This is a genomic window from Nocardioides candidus (assembly GCF_041321175.1).
In the GTDB taxonomy this organism is placed as follows: domain Bacteria; phylum Actinomycetota; class Actinomycetes; order Propionibacteriales; family Nocardioidaceae; genus Nocardioides.
Window position 1 is genome coordinate 545,033 of sequence record NZ_JBGGWC010000001.1, and the last position, 16,601, is coordinate 561,633.

A 16,601-nucleotide genomic window follows, 5' to 3' on the forward strand; every position below is an offset into this window, starting at 1 on the left:
AACCACATGAGGAGAACGCTGAAGCTCGGGGCCGCCGCCGCAGTCCTTGCCGTCGTCGCGACCGGGTGCGGGTCGGGAGACGACGGGGGATCGAAGTCCCAGGTCGACGTCAAGACCACTCAGGACTGTGCGACCAAGACGAAGGACGCGCGGGACAAGGGCGACCTCAAGGAGGTCAAGCTGCAGCTGCAGTGGGTGTCGCAGGCGCAGTTCGCGGGCTACTACGCCGCCGTCGCCAACTGCTACTACATCGACGAGGGCCTCGACGTGAAGATCGTCGAGGGCGGCGTCGACATCGTGCCGCAGGACGTGCTCGCGTCCGGCGACGTCGACTACGCGATCTCGTGGGTGCCCAAGGTGCTGGGCTCGATCGAGCAGGGGGCCGGGATCACCGACGTCGCGCAGATCTTCGAGCGCAGCGCCACGACGCAGATCTCCTTCAAGAACAAGGACATCACCTCTCCGGCCGACCTCAAGGGCCACAACGTCGGCAGCTGGGGCTTCGGCAACGAGTGGGAGCTCTTCGCCGGCATGCAGTCCGCCGACGTGAAGCTCGAGGACATCAACCTGGTGCAGCAGGCGTTCGACATGAACGCCTTCCTGGCCGGCGACATCGACGCCGCCCAGGCGATGACCTACAACGAGTACGCCCAGGTGCTGGAGACCAAGAACCCCGACACCGGCAAGCTCTACACGCCCGACGACCTCAACGTCATCAACTGGAACGACGTCGGCACCGCGATGCTCCAGGACGCGATCTGGGCGACCACCGACAAGCTGTCCGACCCGGACTACCAGGACCAGACGGTCGCCTTCATCAAGGGCTCGATCAAGGGTTGGGCGTTCGTGCGCGACAACCCGGAGGAAGCCGCGGACATCGTCGCCGCCTCGGGCTCCGAGCTCGGCAAGAGCCACCAGCTGTGGATGACCAACGAGGTCAACAAGCTGATCTGGCCCTCGACCAACGGCATCGGCATCATCGACCAGGACGCCTGGGACCAGACGGTCGACATCGCGCTGCACACCAAGAACGAGACCGGCGCGACGATCATCAGCAAGCCGCCGCCGGACACGGCCTTCACCAACGACTACGTCCAGCAGGCGATCGACGAGCTGAACGACGAGGGCGTCGACACCATGGGCGCCGACTTCGAGCCCATCGACGTCACGCTCGAGGAGGGTGGCAAGTAGCGATGACCGACCTCGACGCTCGCACCGGCGAGCTCGACCGCGCGCACGTCTTCCACTCCTGGTCGGCACAGGGATCGCTGTCCCTGATGCCGGTCGCGGGTGGGGAGGGTTGCACGGTGTGGGACCACAGCGGCCGGAGGTACCTCGACTTCTCCAGCCAGCTGGTCAACGTCAACATCGGCCACCAGCACCCGGCCGTGGTGAAGGCGATCCAGGAGCAGGCCGCGACGCTCGCGACGATCGGCCCGGCGACCGCCAACCTGACCCGGGGCGAGGCGGCGAGCCGGATCGCGGCCCGCGCCCCGGCCGGCTTCGAGAAGGTGTTCTTCACCAACGGCGGTGCCGACGCCAACGAGAACGCCGTACGGATGGCCCGGCTGCACACGGGTCGCGACAAGGTGGTCTCGACCTACCGCAGCTACCACGGCAACACCGGCGGTGCGATCGTCGCGACCGGTGACTGGCGACGGGTGCCCAACGAGTACGCCCGCGGCCACGTCCACGTCTTCGGCCCCTACCTCTACCGCTCGGAGTTCTGGGCGACGACGCAGGAGGAGGAGTGCGCCCGCGCGCTGCACCACCTGCGACGGGTGATCCAGGCGGAGGGCCCGGAGTCGGTCGCGGCGATCCTGCTGGAGACGATCCCCGGCACGGCCGGGATCATGCTGCCGCCGCCGGGCTACCTGCCCGGGGTCCGCGAGATCGCCGACGAGTACGGCATCGTCCTGATCCTCGACGAGGTGATGGCCGGCTTCGGCCGCACCGGGGAGTGGTTCGCGTTCGATGCCTACGACGTGACGCCGGACCTGATCACCTTCGCCAAGGGGGTCAACTCGGGCTACGTCCCCGTGGGCGGGGTGGTCATCAGCGACCCGATCGCTCGCACCTTCGACGCCCGGGTCTTCCCGGGCGGCCTGACCTACAGCGGTCACCCGCTGGCCGCGGCGTCGATCGTCGCCTCCATCGACGCGATGGAGAGCGAGGGGATCGTGGCGCACGCCAAGAAGATCGGCACCGACGCGATCGCGCCGGGGCTCGCCGCGCTCGCCGAGAAGCACCCGGTGATCGGCGAGGTCCGCGGCACCGGCGTGTTCTGGGCGCTCGAGCTCGTCGCCGACCCGGCGACGCGCGAGCCGCTGTCCGCCGCGCTGATCGGCAAGGCCAAGGGCGAGCTGGTCGCGCGCGGCCTGCTGCCCTTCACCGCCGACAACCGCATCCATGTCGTGCCGCCGTGCGTGGTCACCGCCGACGAGGTGGAGACCGCTCTGACGGCGTACGACGAAGTCCTCACCCTGCTCGACAAGGAAGTGTCATGACTGGTCTCGATGTCCTCGACCACTGGATCGCCGGCGCGCCGGACGCCGGCGAAGGGGCCCGCACCGGGCCCGTCTACGACCCCGCCCTCGGCGTGGTCTCCAAGGAGGTCCGCTACGGCTCGGCCGCCGACGTCGACCGCGCCGTCGGCGTGGCCGCGGCGGCGTTCCAGGAGTGGGGCAGCACCTCCGTCGCCAAGCGGTCGACCGTGATGTTCGCCTTCCGCGAGCTGCTCAACGCCCGCAAGGACGAGCTCGCCGCGATCCTCACGTCCGAGCACGGCAAGGTGCTCTCCGACGCCGCCGGCGAGGTGGCGCGCGGCCTGGAGGTCGTGGAGTTCGCCTGCGGCATGCCGCACCTCAGCAAGGGAGCCTTCTCCCAGAACGTCTCGACCGACGTCGACGTCTACTCCGTCAAGGAGCCGCTCGGCGTCGTCGGGATCATCAGCCCGTTCAACTTCCCGGCGATGGTGCCGATGTGGTTCTTCCCGATCGCGATCGCGATGGGCAACACCGTCGTGCTGAAGCCGAGCGAGAAGGACCCGAGCGTCGCCAACTGGCTCGCCGCGCTGCTGAAGGAGGCCGGTCTGCCCGACGGCGTCTTCAACGTCGTGCACGGCGACAAGGAGGCGGTCGACGCCCTGCTGGTGCACCCCGACGTCGCCTCGATCTCGTTCGTCGGCTCGACGCCGATCGCGCAGTACATCTACGAGACCGCGTCGGCGCACGGCAAGCGCGTGCAGGCGCTGGGCGGTGCGAAGAACCACATGCTGGTGCTGCCCGACGCCGACCTCGACCTGGTCGCCGACTCGGCGGTCAACGCGGGCTTCGGCTCGGCGGGCGAGCGCTGCATGGCGATCTCGGTGCTGCTCGCGGTCGAGCCGGTCGCCGACGAGCTGATCGAGAAGATCCGCGACCGGATGGGCAAGCTGGTCACCGGCGACGGGCGCAAGGGCTGCGACATGGGGCCCCTCATCACCCGGGAGCACCGCGACAAGGTGGCCGGCTACGTCGACGTCGCCACCGCCGACGGCGCCACGGTCGTCGTCGACGGCCGGGAGGCCGAGTTCGACGGCCCGGACGAGGGCTTCTGGCTCGGCCCGACGCTCATCGACCGCGTGCCGACCTCCTCGGCCGTCTACACCGAGGAGATCTTCGGGCCGGTGCTGTCCGTGGTGCGGGTGGCGTCGTACGCCGACGGGGTCGAGCTCATCAACTCCGGCCCGTTCGGCAACGGCACGGCGATCTTCACCAACGACGGCGGCGCCGCCCGGCGCTTCCAGCGCGAGGTGGAGGTCGGCATGGTCGGCATCAACGTGCCGATCCCGGTGCCGGTCGCCTACCACTCCTTCGGCGGCTACAAGTCGTCGATCTTCGGCGACGCCAAGGCCTACGGCCCCCAGGGCGTCGACTTCTTCACCCGCGAGAAGGCCATCACCAGCCGGTGGCTCGACCCGTCGCACGGCGGGATCAACCTGGGCTTCCCGCAGAACTCCTGAGGACGCGCGCTGCAGCGTCATCAAGGGAGGTCGGTGGACCGGCACCTCCCAGGGCGAGCACGCCCTGGGAGGTGCGGGTTCGAAACATCCTCGATGAACCTGCGCGGTTCGCGAGCGGGCCCGTCCCGATCGCACTACCTTGCGGAGCGTGAACCCCCCACGCACCCGTCGTACACCGGCCCTGCTCGCCGGCACCGCCCTGACCGTCTCGGCCCTGGTGGTCGCAGGCGCGGCGCCCGCGTCGGCCGCGCCCGTGCACGGCAACATCGCGGCCACGGCGGAGGCGAACACCAACGGGACCTGCGCGCTCGCGCCCGACGAGGCGTCCTCGAGCGGCGAGGCGGCCACGTTCACGAGCGGCGCGGGAGGCGCCACCGCCCACGTCCAGGAGGGCTACCACGCGTCGGCGGCCAGCACCGTCGGCGCGTCCGGCAGCATCGACGTCGAGACCACGGCCTCCGGCAGCACGCGCGACCGCGCGTTCAAGCGGCTGGACCTGGAGTCCACCGGCCTGGTGATGCTCAGGAACGACGCCGCGCTCGACTGCGGGCTGGAGCTCCTGGCTGCCTCCGAGGCCACCGCGGTCCTCAAGGTGGCGAAGCGCGGCAAGGTCAGGATCGCGTGGAACAGCTCCGCCGGCGACCTGGAGCGGTTCACGCTCAAGGGTGCGGCGGGCGTCGTCCTCGACCGGGTGCCGACCCGACCGGAGGGTGAGGTCACGGTGCGGGTGAAGCCGGGCCGCTACACGCTCACGAGCAAGGCGTCGATCACCGCCGACGAGGCCGACGTCGCCGTCGGCGCGACCGCCACGACGCTCGGCTTCTACACGCTGCGGGCGACCTACCTGAGCTGACCGGCGCACGGCCTACTCTCGGGGCCATGTCCGACCAGGCCGCCAACGCGCTGATCGCGACCGCCCTCGGGACCGTCGTGGCCGTCGTGCTGCTCATCCCGGTCGCTGCCCACGAGTACCGACGGGACGGCCGGCTCGGTCCTGGCGACCTCGCGATCCTGCTCTCGGGCGCGGTCTACGGGCTCGCGCTGTGGACCTACACGTTGCTGCCGATGCCGGCGAGCGACAGCTACCGGTGCGTGGGCCGGCAGACGGATCCTCTCGCGACGATCCGCACGATCGGGTTCCGGGACGGTGACGGTCTCGTCGGGCTGGTCCGCGACCCGGCGTTCCTCCAGGTCGCGCTCAACGTGCTGCTCTTCGTGCCGCTGGGCTTCTACGTGCGCAAGCTCCTCGGCCGCGGTGTCGTCGTCGCGACCGTGCTCGGGCTCGCGATCTCGTTGCTGATCGAGACCACCCAGACCACGGGCGTGTGGCACCTCTTCGACTGCGCCTACCGGATGTTCGACGTCGACGACCTCATCGTGAACACCCTGGGCGCGACGATCGGCTCGCTCCTCGCGATGCTCGTCGTCCGGCGCAGGCGGGGCGAGATCGTCCTCCCGACGTCGATCAGCTACGGCCGGCGCCTGGTCGGCATGGTGTGCGACGTCCTCTTCGTGGTGCTGCTCGGCGCCGCCGTGGTGGTCGGCTACAAGGCCGCCTTCCACTACGGCTTGCGGACGTCGTACGCCGACATCGGGCCGGACCTCCGCACCTGGCTGCAGTGGGGCGTGCCCGCAGTGGTGGAGGCGGCCCTCGTGCTGCTCGCCAGCCGCACGGTCGGCGAGCTCGTCGTCGACGTCCGCGCGGTCGCGCGGCGCCCGCGCCTGGCGCCGGTCTCCCGGCTGGTGAAGCTCGTCGTCGGCGTGGGCCCGCTGCTCGCGCTCGGGGCGCTGACGCCCGCGTGGAGCACCTGGGCGCTGATCGGCTACGCGGTCGTCACGGTCGCCGCCGCACTGCCCACCAAGGAGCACCGGGGGCTCTCCCACGTCCTCGCGGGGATGGAGCTGCAGGTCGACTCGGAGGAGGTCAGACGCCAGTGACCACGTGCGCGTAGGAGGTGACGGTGCCGTCGGCTGCTGATCCGGTGAAGCCGACGTAGGCGGCGGTGCACGTGGTGGCATGGAGCAGCTTGATGGACGCCTTGAGCTCGACCTTCGCTCCGGGAGCGAGGACGCCGGTGCTGTACGTGGCGCCCCGGACCGCAGCCGTGACGTCCTTGGTGCCCTGCTTGATCACGATCGACCAGTCGGCGGGACAGTCGAAGGACGTGCCCCCGCTGACGCCGATGGCGGTCGGCGACCCGCCGTCGTTCCTCAACCGCACCGTGAAGCTCGCAGTGTTGCCGGGCTTGAGCGCCGTCGCTGTCTCGAACTGCCCGACAGAACCGCCCACGAGGGGCTGCGACCCCGTCTTCACGAAGAGGTCGTGGCGCGTGTTCCCCGTCTGGTAGGTCGCGTTGGCGTCGGCGCTCCCACTGTCGAGGAAGGTGTTGGTCTCCGGATCGCGGAGGCCGATGCTGCCGACGTACTCTGCGGCAGGTGCCCCCGCGGCGACCAGCATCTTGAGACTGAGGCTGACGCTCCGGCCGGGCGCGATCGGAGCGGTGTAGTAGGGCGCCTGGACGGCCGCCGAGCCCGCCAGCAGCGTCGTGGTGAGCAACGGGCTGTTGGAGGTGATCGTGATCTTGAACTGCTGAGCGGTGCTCCCGGTGTTGACGACCTTCAGCCCCCAGGTCTTCGACGACCCCGGGGTCACGCCGAGGTTCACGATCCCGTTGGAGGTGTAGACCGAGCCGGTGCCCTTCAGGAGCAGGTAACCGGTCGGTGCGGCGTGGGCCGGTGCCGCCCCGGCGACGAGAGCGCCGACCGCGGCGACGGCGGCGGTGACGAGGGCGGCGAGCAGACGGCGTGACGCGATTCCGGACATGTGGCTCTCCCCATGAGAACGCGGGACGCCAGGAGCAGGCGTCGCTTCCTCACCAGGGTGCTCCCGTCGTGACGACGCCGGTACCGCCGATCGGACTATTTGCTGCGCGGGAGCGATCGCGATCTCATCCACATACAGTCAGGCTTGACTGTTTGTTTGTGGCGGGCCATGCTGACCAGGTGACCTCACCTCCCACGGCCCGCGTCCCGCAGGAGGAGCGCACCCGCGCGATGCGGGCACGGCTGCTGGAGGCGACGGTCGAGCTGCTGGTCGAGAAGGGCTTCAGCGGTACGACGACCACGCTGGTCTCCGAGCGCGCGGGCGTCAGCCGCGGGGCGCAGCTGCACCACTTCCCCACGAAGAACGACCTGGTGGTCGCGGCCGTCGCCCACCTGACCGAGCGGCGCGGCGAGGAGCTCGCCGCCAGCGCGGCCGCGCTGCCGACCGGTCCCCAGCGCACCCGCGCCGTGATCCAGATGCTCGGCGACCACTTCGCCGGCCCGGTGTTCACCGCCGCGCTCGAGCTCTGGGTCGCGGCACGCACCGACGAGACGCTGCTGGAGGCCGTCGCCCCGCTCGAGCGGGTCCTCGGCCGCGAGACGCACGTGATGACGGTGCAGCTGCTCGGCGCGGACGAGTCGCGGGCCGGCGTACGCGAGCTGGTCCAGGCCACCCTCGACCTCGTGCGGGGCCTGGGGCTCGCCAGCACGCTCGGTGACGACACGCGTCGCCGCCGCAGGATCCTCGACCAGTGGGCCCTGACCCTCGACGCCGCGCTGGGTGTCGAGGCCCGCTCCGCTCGCACCTCCACCACCGGGGAGAACCCATGAGCCTGTTCGACGACGTGCTTGCCGACCTCACCGCCGAGGGTGACCAGCTGCGGGCGGCGGTGGCCCCTCTCGACGAGGCCGCCTGGACCACCCCGGTGCCCGCCGAGGGCTGGAGGATCGCCACCACGATCGCCCACCTGCTGTGGACCGACGAGGTGGCCGCCCTGGCCGCGTCCGCCCACACCCCCGAGGGCAAGGAGGCCTGGGACGAGGTGGTGCTCCTCGCGATCGCGGACCCGGCGGGCTTCGTGGACCAGGAGGCGTTCCGCGTCGCCGAGCTGCCGCCGGCCGAGCTGCTCGCCCGGTGGGACGCGGCCCGGGCGGCCCTCGCGGGCGCGCTGCGCACGGTGCCCGACGGGCAGAAGATGCCGTGGTTCGGACCCCCCATGTCGCCGACCTCGATGGTGACCGCGCGCTTCATGGAGACCTGGGCGCACGCGCTCGACGTCTTCGACGCGCTCGGCGAGCGACCTGCCGTCACCGACCGGATCAAGCAGGTCGCCCACCTCGGCGTGCGCACGCGCAACTTCGCCTTCGCCAACAACGGGCTCGAGCCGCCGGCCGAGGAGTTCCGCGTCGAGCTGACCGCGCCCGGCGGCGAGGTGTGGGCCTGGGGGCCGGACGACGCGGCGCAGTCGGTGCGGGGGACGGCGTCCGACTTCTGCGAGCTGGTCACCCAGCGCGTCCACCGCGACGACACCGACCTGGTGGCGGTCGGTGAGGACGCGCAGACGTGGCTGACGATCGCGCAGGCCTTCGCAGGTCCCGCCGGCGGCGGCCGCGAGGTCCGCGCATGACCGACACGATCCGGATCGGCAACTGCTCCGGCTTCTACGGCGACCGCTTCTCCGCCTTCCGCGAGATGCTCGAGGGTGGTCCGCTGGACTACCTCACCGGCGACTACCTGGCCGAGCTCACCATGCTCATCCTGGGCAAGGACACCTTCAAGGACCCGAACCTCGGCTACGCCCGCACCTTCGTGAAGCAGGCCGAGGACGCCCTCGGCGTCGCGCTGGAGAAGGGCGTCAAGGTCGTCGTCAACGCGGGCGGGGTCAACCCGCGCGGGCTGGCCGACAAGCTGCGCGAGGTCGCGGCCGGGCTCGGTCTCGACCCGGCGATCGCCCACGTCGAGGGCGACGACCTCCGCAGCCAGGTCGCCGACCTCGGCCTGCTCGACGAGACCTACGGCAACCCGCTGACCGCCAACGCCTACCTCGGCGGGTTCGGCATCGCCGCCGCGCTGACCCACGGCGCCGACCTGGTCGTGACCGGACGGGTCACCGACGCCTCCGTCGTGGTCGGCCCGGCGATCGCGCACTTCGGCTGGACGCCGGAGTCCTACGACGAGCTCGCCGGGGCTGTCGTCGCGGGTCACGTGATCGAGTGCGGCACCCAGGCGACCGGCGGCAACTTCAGCGGCTTCCTCGACCTGCCGCGGCGTGACCAGCCGCTCGGCTTCCCGGTCGCCGAGCTCTCCAGCGACGGGTCGATGGTGATCACCAAGCACGAGGGCACCGGCGGTGCGGTCACCGTCGACACCGTCACGGCCCAGCTGGTCTACGAGATCCAGTCGACGAGGTACCTCAACCCCGACGTCACCGTCGACCTGACCTCGATGCGCCTCGAGCAGCTCGGCGACGACCGGGTGGCCGTCCGCGGCGTGACCGGCTCCGCGCCCCCGGAGCAGCTCAAGGTCTGCCTCAACTACTTCGCCGGCTTCCGCAACGCCGCGGAGTTCGTGGTGACCGGGCTCGAGGCCGACGCGAAGGTCGCCTGGATCAAGGACCAGGTCGAGAGCGCGCTCGGTCCCGAGGGCAGTGCCGGCCGTCCGGCGAAGGTCGAGTGGTCCGGAGTCCGCACGGTGCAGCCGGACGCCGACACCGAGGAGGGTGCCTCGATGTTGCTGCGGGTCACCGCCTTCGACCCGAGCGCCGACAAGGTCGGGAAGGGCCTCACCGCGCCGATCATCGAGCTCGCCCTGGCCTCCTATCCCGGCTTCAGCGTCACCCGCGTGCCCGGGCCCGGGACGGCGTACGGCGTCTACCGGCCCGCCTACGTCGCCCGCAGCGCGGTGCAGCACACCGTCGTCCACCACGACGGCACGACCGAGGTCGTCCCCGACCCGGTGACCGCCGCGGAGCCCGCCGACCCGACCGAGGGGCAGCGGCCGTCGCCGTACCCCGCCCCGACCGACACCCTCACCCGGCGCCTGCCGCTGGGGACCTTCGTCCACGGGCGGTCGGGCGACAAGGGCGGCGACGCCAACATCGGTCTCTGGGTGCGCAACGACGGCCACCCGAAGTACGCCGAGCGGGTCACCTGGCTCACCAAGTTCATGTCCCGCCGCCGGGTCCGCGAGCTGATCCCCGAGGCGGCCGACCTCGAGATCGAGGTCTACGTGCTGCCCAACCTCGGCGGGGTCAACGTGCTCATCCACGGCCTCCTCGACGAGGGCGTGGCGGCCACCGCCCGGTTCGACCCGCAGGCCAAGGGCCTCGCGGAGTGGATCCGCTCCCGTCTCGTCAACATCGAAGGAAATGTCCTGTGACCACGTTCAACCACGGCTTCACCGAGGAGCAGATCGCGCTCAAGTCCTCGGCGCTGGAGTTCACCAGGCGTGAGGTGACGCCCTTCCTCGACCAGTGGGAGAAGGACGGCGAGATCCCTCGCGAGTTCCAGAAGAAGCTCGCGCACGGCGGGTTCCTCGGCGTCGGCGTGCCCGAGGAGGTCGGCGGCGACGGCGGCACCCTCATCGACGCCTGCGCGATGCAGGAGGGCTTCATGGAGGGCGGCTGGTCCGGTGGCCTGATGGCCTCGGCCTTCACCCACGGCATCGCGATCCCGCACATCGTGCAGAACGGGTCGCCCCACCTGATCGACACCTACGTGCGGCCCGTGCTCAGCGGCGACCTGATCGGCTCCCTCGGCATCACCGAACCGGGCACCGGGTCCGACGTCGCCGGACTCACGACCCGCGCCGTCCGCGACGGCGACCACTACGTCATCAACGGCGCGAAGACCTTCATCACGTCCTCGGTGCGCGGCGACTTCGTCGTGACCGCTGTGCGCACCGCCGACACCGGCGCCCACGGCCTGTCGATGATCGTGGTGCCGAAGGGAACGCCGGGCTTCACCGTCTCCCGCAAGCTCGACAAGATGGGCTGGCTGGCCAGCGACACCGGCGAGCTGTCCTACGTCGACGTGCGCGTCCCCGTCGAGAACCTGGTCGGCCAGGAGAACCACGGCTTCTACTACATCGCGCAGAACTTCGTCTCCGAGCGGATCTGGCTCGCCCTGCTCGGCTACGGCCACGCGCTGCGCTGCCTCAACCTCAGCGCGCAGTACTGCCGCGAGCGCGAGACCTTCGGCAAGCCGTTGCTGGCCAACCAGGTCGTGCGCGCCAAGCTGACCGAGATGCACCGGCAGGTCGCGGTCGCGCGCAGCTACACCCTGGAGATCGCGCGGCGGTACGACGCCGGCGAGGACGTCATCGCCGAGGCCTGCCTCGCGAAGCAGACCGCGGTGGACACGGCGGTGTGGGTCGCCGACCAGGCGGTGCAGCTGCACGGCGGGATGGGTTACATGCGCGAGTCCGAGGTCGAGCGGCACTACCGCGACGTCCGGCTGTTGCCGATCGGCGGTGGCGCCACCGAGGTGCTGACCGACCTGGCCGCCCGACTGCTGGGCTATGCGCCCGGAGGGGCCCAGTGAGCGGGCTCGAGCGGGAGGTCACCCTGACCATCGCCGCCCCGCCGGAGAAGGTCTGGGACCTGGTCAGCGACGTGACCCGGATCGGGGAGTTCTCTCCCGAGACGTTCGAGGCCGCCTGGACGCACGGCGCCACCGGTCCTGCCGAGGGTGCGCGCTTCAAGGGTCACGTGAAGCGCAACGGTGTCGGGCCGACGTACTGGTCCCCGTGCACGGTGACCAGGTGCGTCCAGCCCGAGGTGTTCGAGTTCGCCGTCGGCCTCGACGGCAGCGCGTGGACCCACTGGGGCTACCGCCTCGAGCCCGACGGTGACGGCACCCGGGTGACGGAGTACTTCCGGCTCGAGCCGAAGTGGTTCCTGCGCGGCTACTGGATGGTGCTCGGCACGCTGCGCGGCCGCACCAACGAACGCGGCATGCGCACCACGCTGACCCGGATGAAGGAGGTGCTGGAGGCATGAGCACCGAGACCACGGAGGCCCCCGTCGAGGCGACCCGGCGCGAGGCGATGCTCGCCAAGCTCGAGGCGCTGCGGGCGGAGCAGGCGAAGGCCGTCGAGGCCGGGGGGAAGTACATCGCCCGCCACAAGGAGCGCGGCAAGCTGACCGCCCGCGAGCGCATCGAGCTGCTCGTCGACGAGGGGTCCGCCTTCCTCGAGCTGATGCCGCTGGCCGGCTGGGGCAGTGACTTCACCGTCGGTGCCAGCCTGGTGACCGGCATCGGCGTGGTCGAGGGCGTCGAGTGCATGATCGTGGCCAACGACCCGACCGTGAAGGGCGGCGCCCTCAACCCGTGGTCGCTGAAGAAGTCCTTCCGTGCGGCCGAGATCGCCGAGCGCAACTTCATGCCGACGGTCAACCTGACCGAGTCCGGCGGCGCGGACCTGCCCACGCAGAAGGAGATCTTCATCCCGGGCGGACGCGGGTTCCGCGACCTGACCCGGGCGTCGGCGCGCAAGCAGCCGACGATCTCGGTGGTCTTCGGCAACTCGACCGCGGGCGGCGCCTACGTGCCGGGCATGAGCGACTACGTGATCATGGTCAAGGAGCGCGCGAAGGTGTTCCTGGCCGGTCCGCCCCTGGTGAAGATGGCCACCGGCGAGGAGACCGACGACGAGTCGCTCGGCGGCGCGGAGATGCACTCGCGGATCTCCGGGTCCTCCGACTTCCTGGCGCTCGACGAGCACGACGCGATCCGCCAGGCCCGGCGTGTGGTCGCGCGGCTCAACTGGCGCAAGCGCGGAGCGACCCCGGCCCCGACCTTCGCGGAGCCGGACCTCGACCCCGAGGACCTGCTCGACCTGATCCCGACCGACCTCAAGGAGCCGTTCGACCCGCGCGAGGCGATCCTGCGCATCGTCGACGGCACCGGTCCTGGCAACGGGGTCGCGTTCGACGAGTTCAAGCCGCTCTACGGCACGGCGCTCTGCGTCGGGTGGGCGCGGCTGCACGGTCACGAGATCGGCATCCTGGCCAACGCCCGCGGCGTGCTGATGAGCGAGGAGGCGCAGAAGGCGGCGCAGTTCATCCAGCTCGCCAACCAGAAGGACACCCCGCTGCTCTTCCTGCACAACACCACCGGCTACATGGTCGGCAAGGACTACGAGCAGGGCGGCATCATCAAGCACGGCGCGATGATGATTAACGCGGTCTCCAACTCGAAGGTCCCGCACCTGACGGTGATCATGGGCGCGTCCTACGGCGCGGGCAACTACGGCATGAACGGCCGGGCCTACGACCCGCGCTTCCTCTTCACCTGGCCCTCGGCGAAGTCGTCGGTCATGGGCCCCGCCCAGCTGGCCGGCGTGCTGGAGATCGTGGCGCGGGAGTCGGCCGAGAAGAAGGGCGAGGTCTTCGACGCCGACGGCTTCAAGGGCATCAAGGAGATGGTCGAGGCCCAGATCGAGGAGCAGTCGCTGCCCTACGTGCTGTCCGGGATGGTCTACGACGACGGCGTCATCGACCCGCGCGACACCCGCACCGTCCTGGGCATCTGCCTCTCCGTCATCGACAACCAGCCCGTCGAGGGCGCCATGAACTTCGGGGTGTTCCGACTATGAGCCAGCGTGTCCTCGTCGCCAACCGCGCGGAGATCGCCTCCCGCGTGTTCCGCACCTGCCGCCGGCTCGGCATCGACACCGTCGCGGTGTTCTCCGACGCCGACGCCGCCCTGCCCTACGTCGCCGAGGCCGACGTCGCGGTGCACCTGCCGGGCACGGCTCCGGCCGACACCTACCTCCGCGCCGACCTGGTGCTCGAGGCGGCCCGGCGCACCGGTGCGACCGCGATCCACCCCGGCTACGGCTTCCTGTCGGAGAACGCCGGGTTCGCCCAGCAGGTCATCGACGCCGGCCTGACCTGGATCGGGGCCGACCCGTCCTCGATCGAGCGGATGGGCTCGAAGATCGAGTCGAAGAAGCTCATGGAGGCGGCCGGGGTACCAGTGCTGCCCTCCTACACGGGCGCCGAGATCGAGGACGGTGGTCGAGGAGGTCGCTCTGGCGACCGTCTCGAGACCCCGCTGCTGGTGAAGGCGTCCGCCGGTGGCGGCGGCCGCGGCATGCGGGTCGTGCGCTCACTGGACGCGCTCGCCGGTGAGATCGCGAAGGCCGAGGCCGAGGCGGCCTCCGCCTTCGGCGACGGCACCGTCTTCGTCGAGCCCTACGTCGAGGAGGGCCGCCACGTCGAGGTGCAGGTCGTCGGTCACCCGGTGGGCGTGCTCGTCTACGGCGAGCGCGACTGCTCGGTGCAGCGGCGCCACCAGAAGGTGGTCGAGGAGGCGCCCGCGCCCGCCCTGCCCGAGGCGACCCGCAAGGCCCTGCACGACGCTGCGCGGGCGGCGGCCGAGGCGATCGACTACCGCGGTGCCGGGACCGTCGAGTTCCTCTACGACCCGGCGCGCGACAGCTTCTGGTTCCTCGAGATGAACACCCGCCTGCAGGTCGAGCACCCGGTCACCGAGGAGGTGTACGGCGTCGACCTGGTCCAGCTCCAGCTGGAGTCCGCAGGCGTCGTCCCGGCAGCGCCGGTGGTCGAGGTGGCGGACCCGGAGGGCCACGCGATCGAGGTGCGGCTCTACGCCGAGGACCCGGCCGCCGACTACGCCCCGCAGGTCGGCACGCTGACCCGCTTCGAGTTCCCTGACGTCGAGGGGCTCCGGGTCGAGGCGGGCTTCGCCAGTGGCTCGACCGTGTCCCCGCACTACGACGCCATGCTGGCCAAGCTGGTCGTCGCGGCACCGACCCGCGACGACGCCGCGCGCCGCCTCGTCTCCGTGCTGAGGCGGGCCCGCCTGCACGGGTTGCGGACCAACCGCGACCAGCTGGTCGCCGTACTCACCGACGAGCGGTTCCTCGGTGGCGACGTCTCCACCGCGATGCTGTCCGACGGCTCGCTGGTCGAGGAGGTCGCACAGCGAGCGTCACGAGACGAAGGGCCCTCCCGCACCGCGGCAGCACTCGCCTGGGTGGAGAAGCAGCGGGCCGCCGCAGGGGTGCAGCAGCGCATCGCGGCCGGCTTCCGCAACGTGGTCAGCCAGCCGCAGCGGGTCGACTTCGAGGACGGCACCGCCGCCGAGTGGTGGGGCGAGCGCACCGGCTACCGCGTCGAGGGTGCCACGGTCGTGTCGGCGTCGCCGACCGAGGTGGTGCTCGACGTCGACGGGGTCCGCCGCCGCTACGACGTCGCGATCGTCGGTCACCGCATCGACGTCGACGGGCCCGACGGGCACGTCGCCCTGGAGCGCACCCCTCGGTTCGTCGACCCGTCGAGCCAGGTCGCCGAGGGATCGCTGCTCGCGCCCATGCCCGGCAGCGTCGTGGCGGTCCACGCCCACGTCGGTGACGTCGTCGCCGAGGGCCGGCCCATCCTCGTGATGGAGGCCATGAAGATGCAGCACACCATCGCCGCGCCGTACTCCGGCACGGTCACCGAGCTTGCGGCCGCCATCGGTCAGCAGGTCGAGGCGGGCACCGTGCTCGCCGTCGTCACCCCCGTCGAGCCGGCCGAGACAGAAGGAACCGACTGATGACCATCAACTTCACCGAGCCCGAGGAGCGCGTCGCGCTGCGCGAGGCGGTCAAGAAGCTCGCGAGCAAGTACGGCCGGGAGTACGTCGAGAAGCAGGCCCGCGACGGCGGCAAGATGACCGAGATGTGGCTCGAGATGGGCCAGTCCGGCTTCCTCGGCGTCAACCTCCCCGAGGAGCACGGCGGCGGTGGCGGTGGCATGGCCGACCTGGCCGCCGTCCTCGAGGAGGCGTCGGCCGCGGGTGCGCCGCTGCTGATGATGGTGGTCTCGCCCGCGATCTGCGGCTCGATCATCAACCGGTGCGGCACCGAGGAGCAGAAGAAGCGCTGGCTGCCCGGCATCGCCGACGGCACCCTGTTGATGGCCTTCGGCATCACCGAGGCCGACGCCGGCTCCAACGCGCACAACATCACCACCACGGCGACCCGCGACGGCGACGAGTGGGTGCTCAACGGCAACAAGACCTTCATCTCCGGCGTCGACGAGGCGCAGGCGGTGCTCATCGTCGCCCGCACCGAGGACGCGAAGACGGGCAAGCTCAAGCCTGCGCTGTTCGTGGTGCCGACGGATGCCGCCGGTTTCACCAAGCAGCCGATCGAGATGGCCTGGCGCGCGCCGGAGAAGCAGTTCACCCTGTTCCTCGACGACGTGCGGCTCCCCGTCGACGCGCTCGTCGGCGACGAGGACGGCGGTCTCTGGCAGCTCTTCGCCGGCCTCAACCCCGAGCGGATCATGGGCGCCGCGCTCTCCTGCGGGGCCGCGCGCTACGCGATCGACAAGACGGTCGACTACGCCAAGACCCGCAGCGTCTGGAAGGACGTGCCGATCGGCGCCCACCAGGGCATCCAGCACCCGATCGCGAAGGTCAAGATCGAGCTCGAGCAGGCCCGCCTGCTCTGGCAGAAGGCGGCCGCGCTCTACGACGCGGGCGACGACTTCACCGCGGGCGAGTACGCCAACATGGCCAAGTACGCCGGCGGCGAGGTCTCCTGCAACGCGGCCGACGTCGCCGTCCACACCCACGGCGGCAACGGCCTGACCGTCGAGTACGGCCTGGCGAACATGCTCGTCGCCTCCCGACTCGGCCGGATCGCCCCCGTCAGCCGCGAGATGATCCTGAACTTCGTCGCCATGCACACCCTGGGGCTACCGAAGTCGTACTGAGCCTGCGTGGCGCGGGAAACGGACCCGGCCGGGAACGGACCCGG

The 16,601-nt window shown here is 70.9% G+C and carries 14 protein-coding genes; 13 read left to right on the top strand and 1 reads right to left on the bottom strand.

Annotation, left to right across the window (positions count from 1 at the left end):
- Positions 1 to 6 precede the first annotated feature (6 nt).
- The 5 genes from ACAX67_RS02680 (at position 7) to ACAX67_RS02700 (ending at position 5,941) form a co-directional block, all read left to right on the top strand.
- On the top strand, positions 7 to 1,191 hold the full coding sequence (locus tag ACAX67_RS02680) for an ABC transporter substrate-binding protein (RefSeq protein WP_370702266.1): 1,185 nt from the start codon (positions 7 to 9) through the stop codon (positions 1,189 to 1,191).
- Positions 1,192 to 1,193: 2 nt separating this feature from the next.
- Positions 1,194 to 2,507: an aspartate aminotransferase family protein gene (locus ACAX67_RS02685; protein ID WP_370702267.1), complete on the top strand. Its 1,314-nt coding sequence runs from the start codon at positions 1,194 to 1,196 to the stop codon at positions 2,505 to 2,507.
- Positions 2,504 to 4,003 carry a CoA-acylating methylmalonate-semialdehyde dehydrogenase gene (locus tag ACAX67_RS02690; RefSeq protein ID WP_370702268.1) on the top strand — a complete coding sequence of 500 codons (1,500 nt, stop codon included), beginning with the start codon at positions 2,504 to 2,506 and terminating at the stop codon, positions 4,001 to 4,003. The genes ACAX67_RS02685 and ACAX67_RS02690 overlap by 4 nt, the downstream gene beginning before the upstream one ends.
- 148 nt (positions 4,004 to 4,151) lie before the next feature.
- A complete protein-coding gene (locus tag ACAX67_RS02695) occupies positions 4,152 to 4,856 on the top strand; it encodes a hypothetical protein (protein WP_370702269.1) in 705 nt (234 codons plus the stop codon).
- Positions 4,857 to 4,882: 26 nt separating this feature from the next.
- Positions 4,883 to 5,941, top strand: coding sequence for a VanZ family protein (locus tag ACAX67_RS02700; RefSeq protein WP_370702270.1), 1,059 nt, complete (start codon positions 4,883 to 4,885; stop codon positions 5,939 to 5,941).
- Here ACAX67_RS02700 and ACAX67_RS02705 read toward each other — a convergent pair.
- The gene (locus tag ACAX67_RS02705) at positions 5,928 to 6,827 is read right to left on the bottom strand and encodes a COG1361 family protein (protein WP_370702271.1); all 900 of its coding nucleotides are present in this window, start codon (positions 6,825 to 6,827) and stop codon (positions 5,928 to 5,930) included. The two genes, ACAX67_RS02700 and ACAX67_RS02705, sit on opposite strands and share 14 nt — an antisense overlap.
- Before the next feature lie 179 nt (positions 6,828 to 7,006).
- Here ACAX67_RS02705 and ACAX67_RS02710 point away from each other — a divergent pair, with 179 nt between their 5' ends.
- Genes ACAX67_RS02710 through ACAX67_RS02745 form a run of 8 tightly spaced genes read left to right on the top strand, consistent with a single transcriptional unit; the run spans position 7,007 to position 16,557 of the window.
- On the top strand, positions 7,007 to 7,657 hold the full coding sequence (locus ACAX67_RS02710) for a TetR/AcrR family transcriptional regulator (RefSeq protein WP_370702272.1): 651 nt from the start codon (positions 7,007 to 7,009) through the stop codon (positions 7,655 to 7,657).
- Positions 7,654 to 8,454 carry a TIGR03084 family metal-binding protein gene (locus ACAX67_RS02715; RefSeq protein ID WP_370702273.1) on the top strand — a complete coding sequence of 267 codons (801 nt, stop codon included), beginning with the start codon at positions 7,654 to 7,656 and terminating at the stop codon, positions 8,452 to 8,454. Before ACAX67_RS02710 ends, ACAX67_RS02715 begins: the two co-directional genes overlap by 4 nt.
- Positions 8,451 to 10,205, top strand: coding sequence for an acyclic terpene utilization AtuA family protein (locus ACAX67_RS02720; RefSeq protein ID WP_370702274.1), 1,755 nt, complete (start codon positions 8,451 to 8,453; stop codon positions 10,203 to 10,205). The genes ACAX67_RS02715 and ACAX67_RS02720 overlap by 4 nt, the downstream gene beginning before the upstream one ends.
- Positions 10,202 to 11,368 carry an acyl-CoA dehydrogenase family protein gene (locus tag ACAX67_RS02725; protein ID WP_370702275.1) on the top strand — a complete coding sequence of 389 codons (1,167 nt, stop codon included), beginning with the start codon at positions 10,202 to 10,204 and terminating at the stop codon, positions 11,366 to 11,368. Before ACAX67_RS02720 ends, ACAX67_RS02725 begins: the two co-directional genes overlap by 4 nt.
- Positions 11,365 to 11,826 (top strand): SRPBCC family protein, encoded by a 462-nt coding sequence (locus tag ACAX67_RS02730; RefSeq protein ID WP_370702276.1) that lies wholly within the window; start codon positions 11,365 to 11,367, stop codon positions 11,824 to 11,826. Before ACAX67_RS02725 ends, ACAX67_RS02730 begins: the two co-directional genes overlap by 4 nt.
- The gene (locus tag ACAX67_RS02735; protein WP_370702277.1) at positions 11,823 to 13,424 is read left to right on the top strand and encodes an acyl-CoA carboxylase subunit beta; all 1,602 of its coding nucleotides are present in this window, start codon (positions 11,823 to 11,825) and stop codon (positions 13,422 to 13,424) included. The genes ACAX67_RS02730 and ACAX67_RS02735 overlap by 4 nt, the downstream gene beginning before the upstream one ends.
- Entirely contained in the window at positions 13,421 to 15,391 is a 1,971-nt protein-coding gene (locus ACAX67_RS02740; protein ID WP_370702278.1) for an acetyl/propionyl/methylcrotonyl-CoA carboxylase subunit alpha, read from the top strand. The genes ACAX67_RS02735 and ACAX67_RS02740 overlap by 4 nt, the downstream gene beginning before the upstream one ends.
- On the top strand, positions 15,391 to 16,557 hold the full coding sequence (locus ACAX67_RS02745) for an acyl-CoA dehydrogenase family protein (RefSeq protein ID WP_370702279.1): 1,167 nt from the start codon (positions 15,391 to 15,393) through the stop codon (positions 16,555 to 16,557). The genes ACAX67_RS02740 and ACAX67_RS02745 overlap by 1 nt, the downstream gene beginning before the upstream one ends.
- Positions 16,558 to 16,601: the final 44 nt, after the last annotated feature.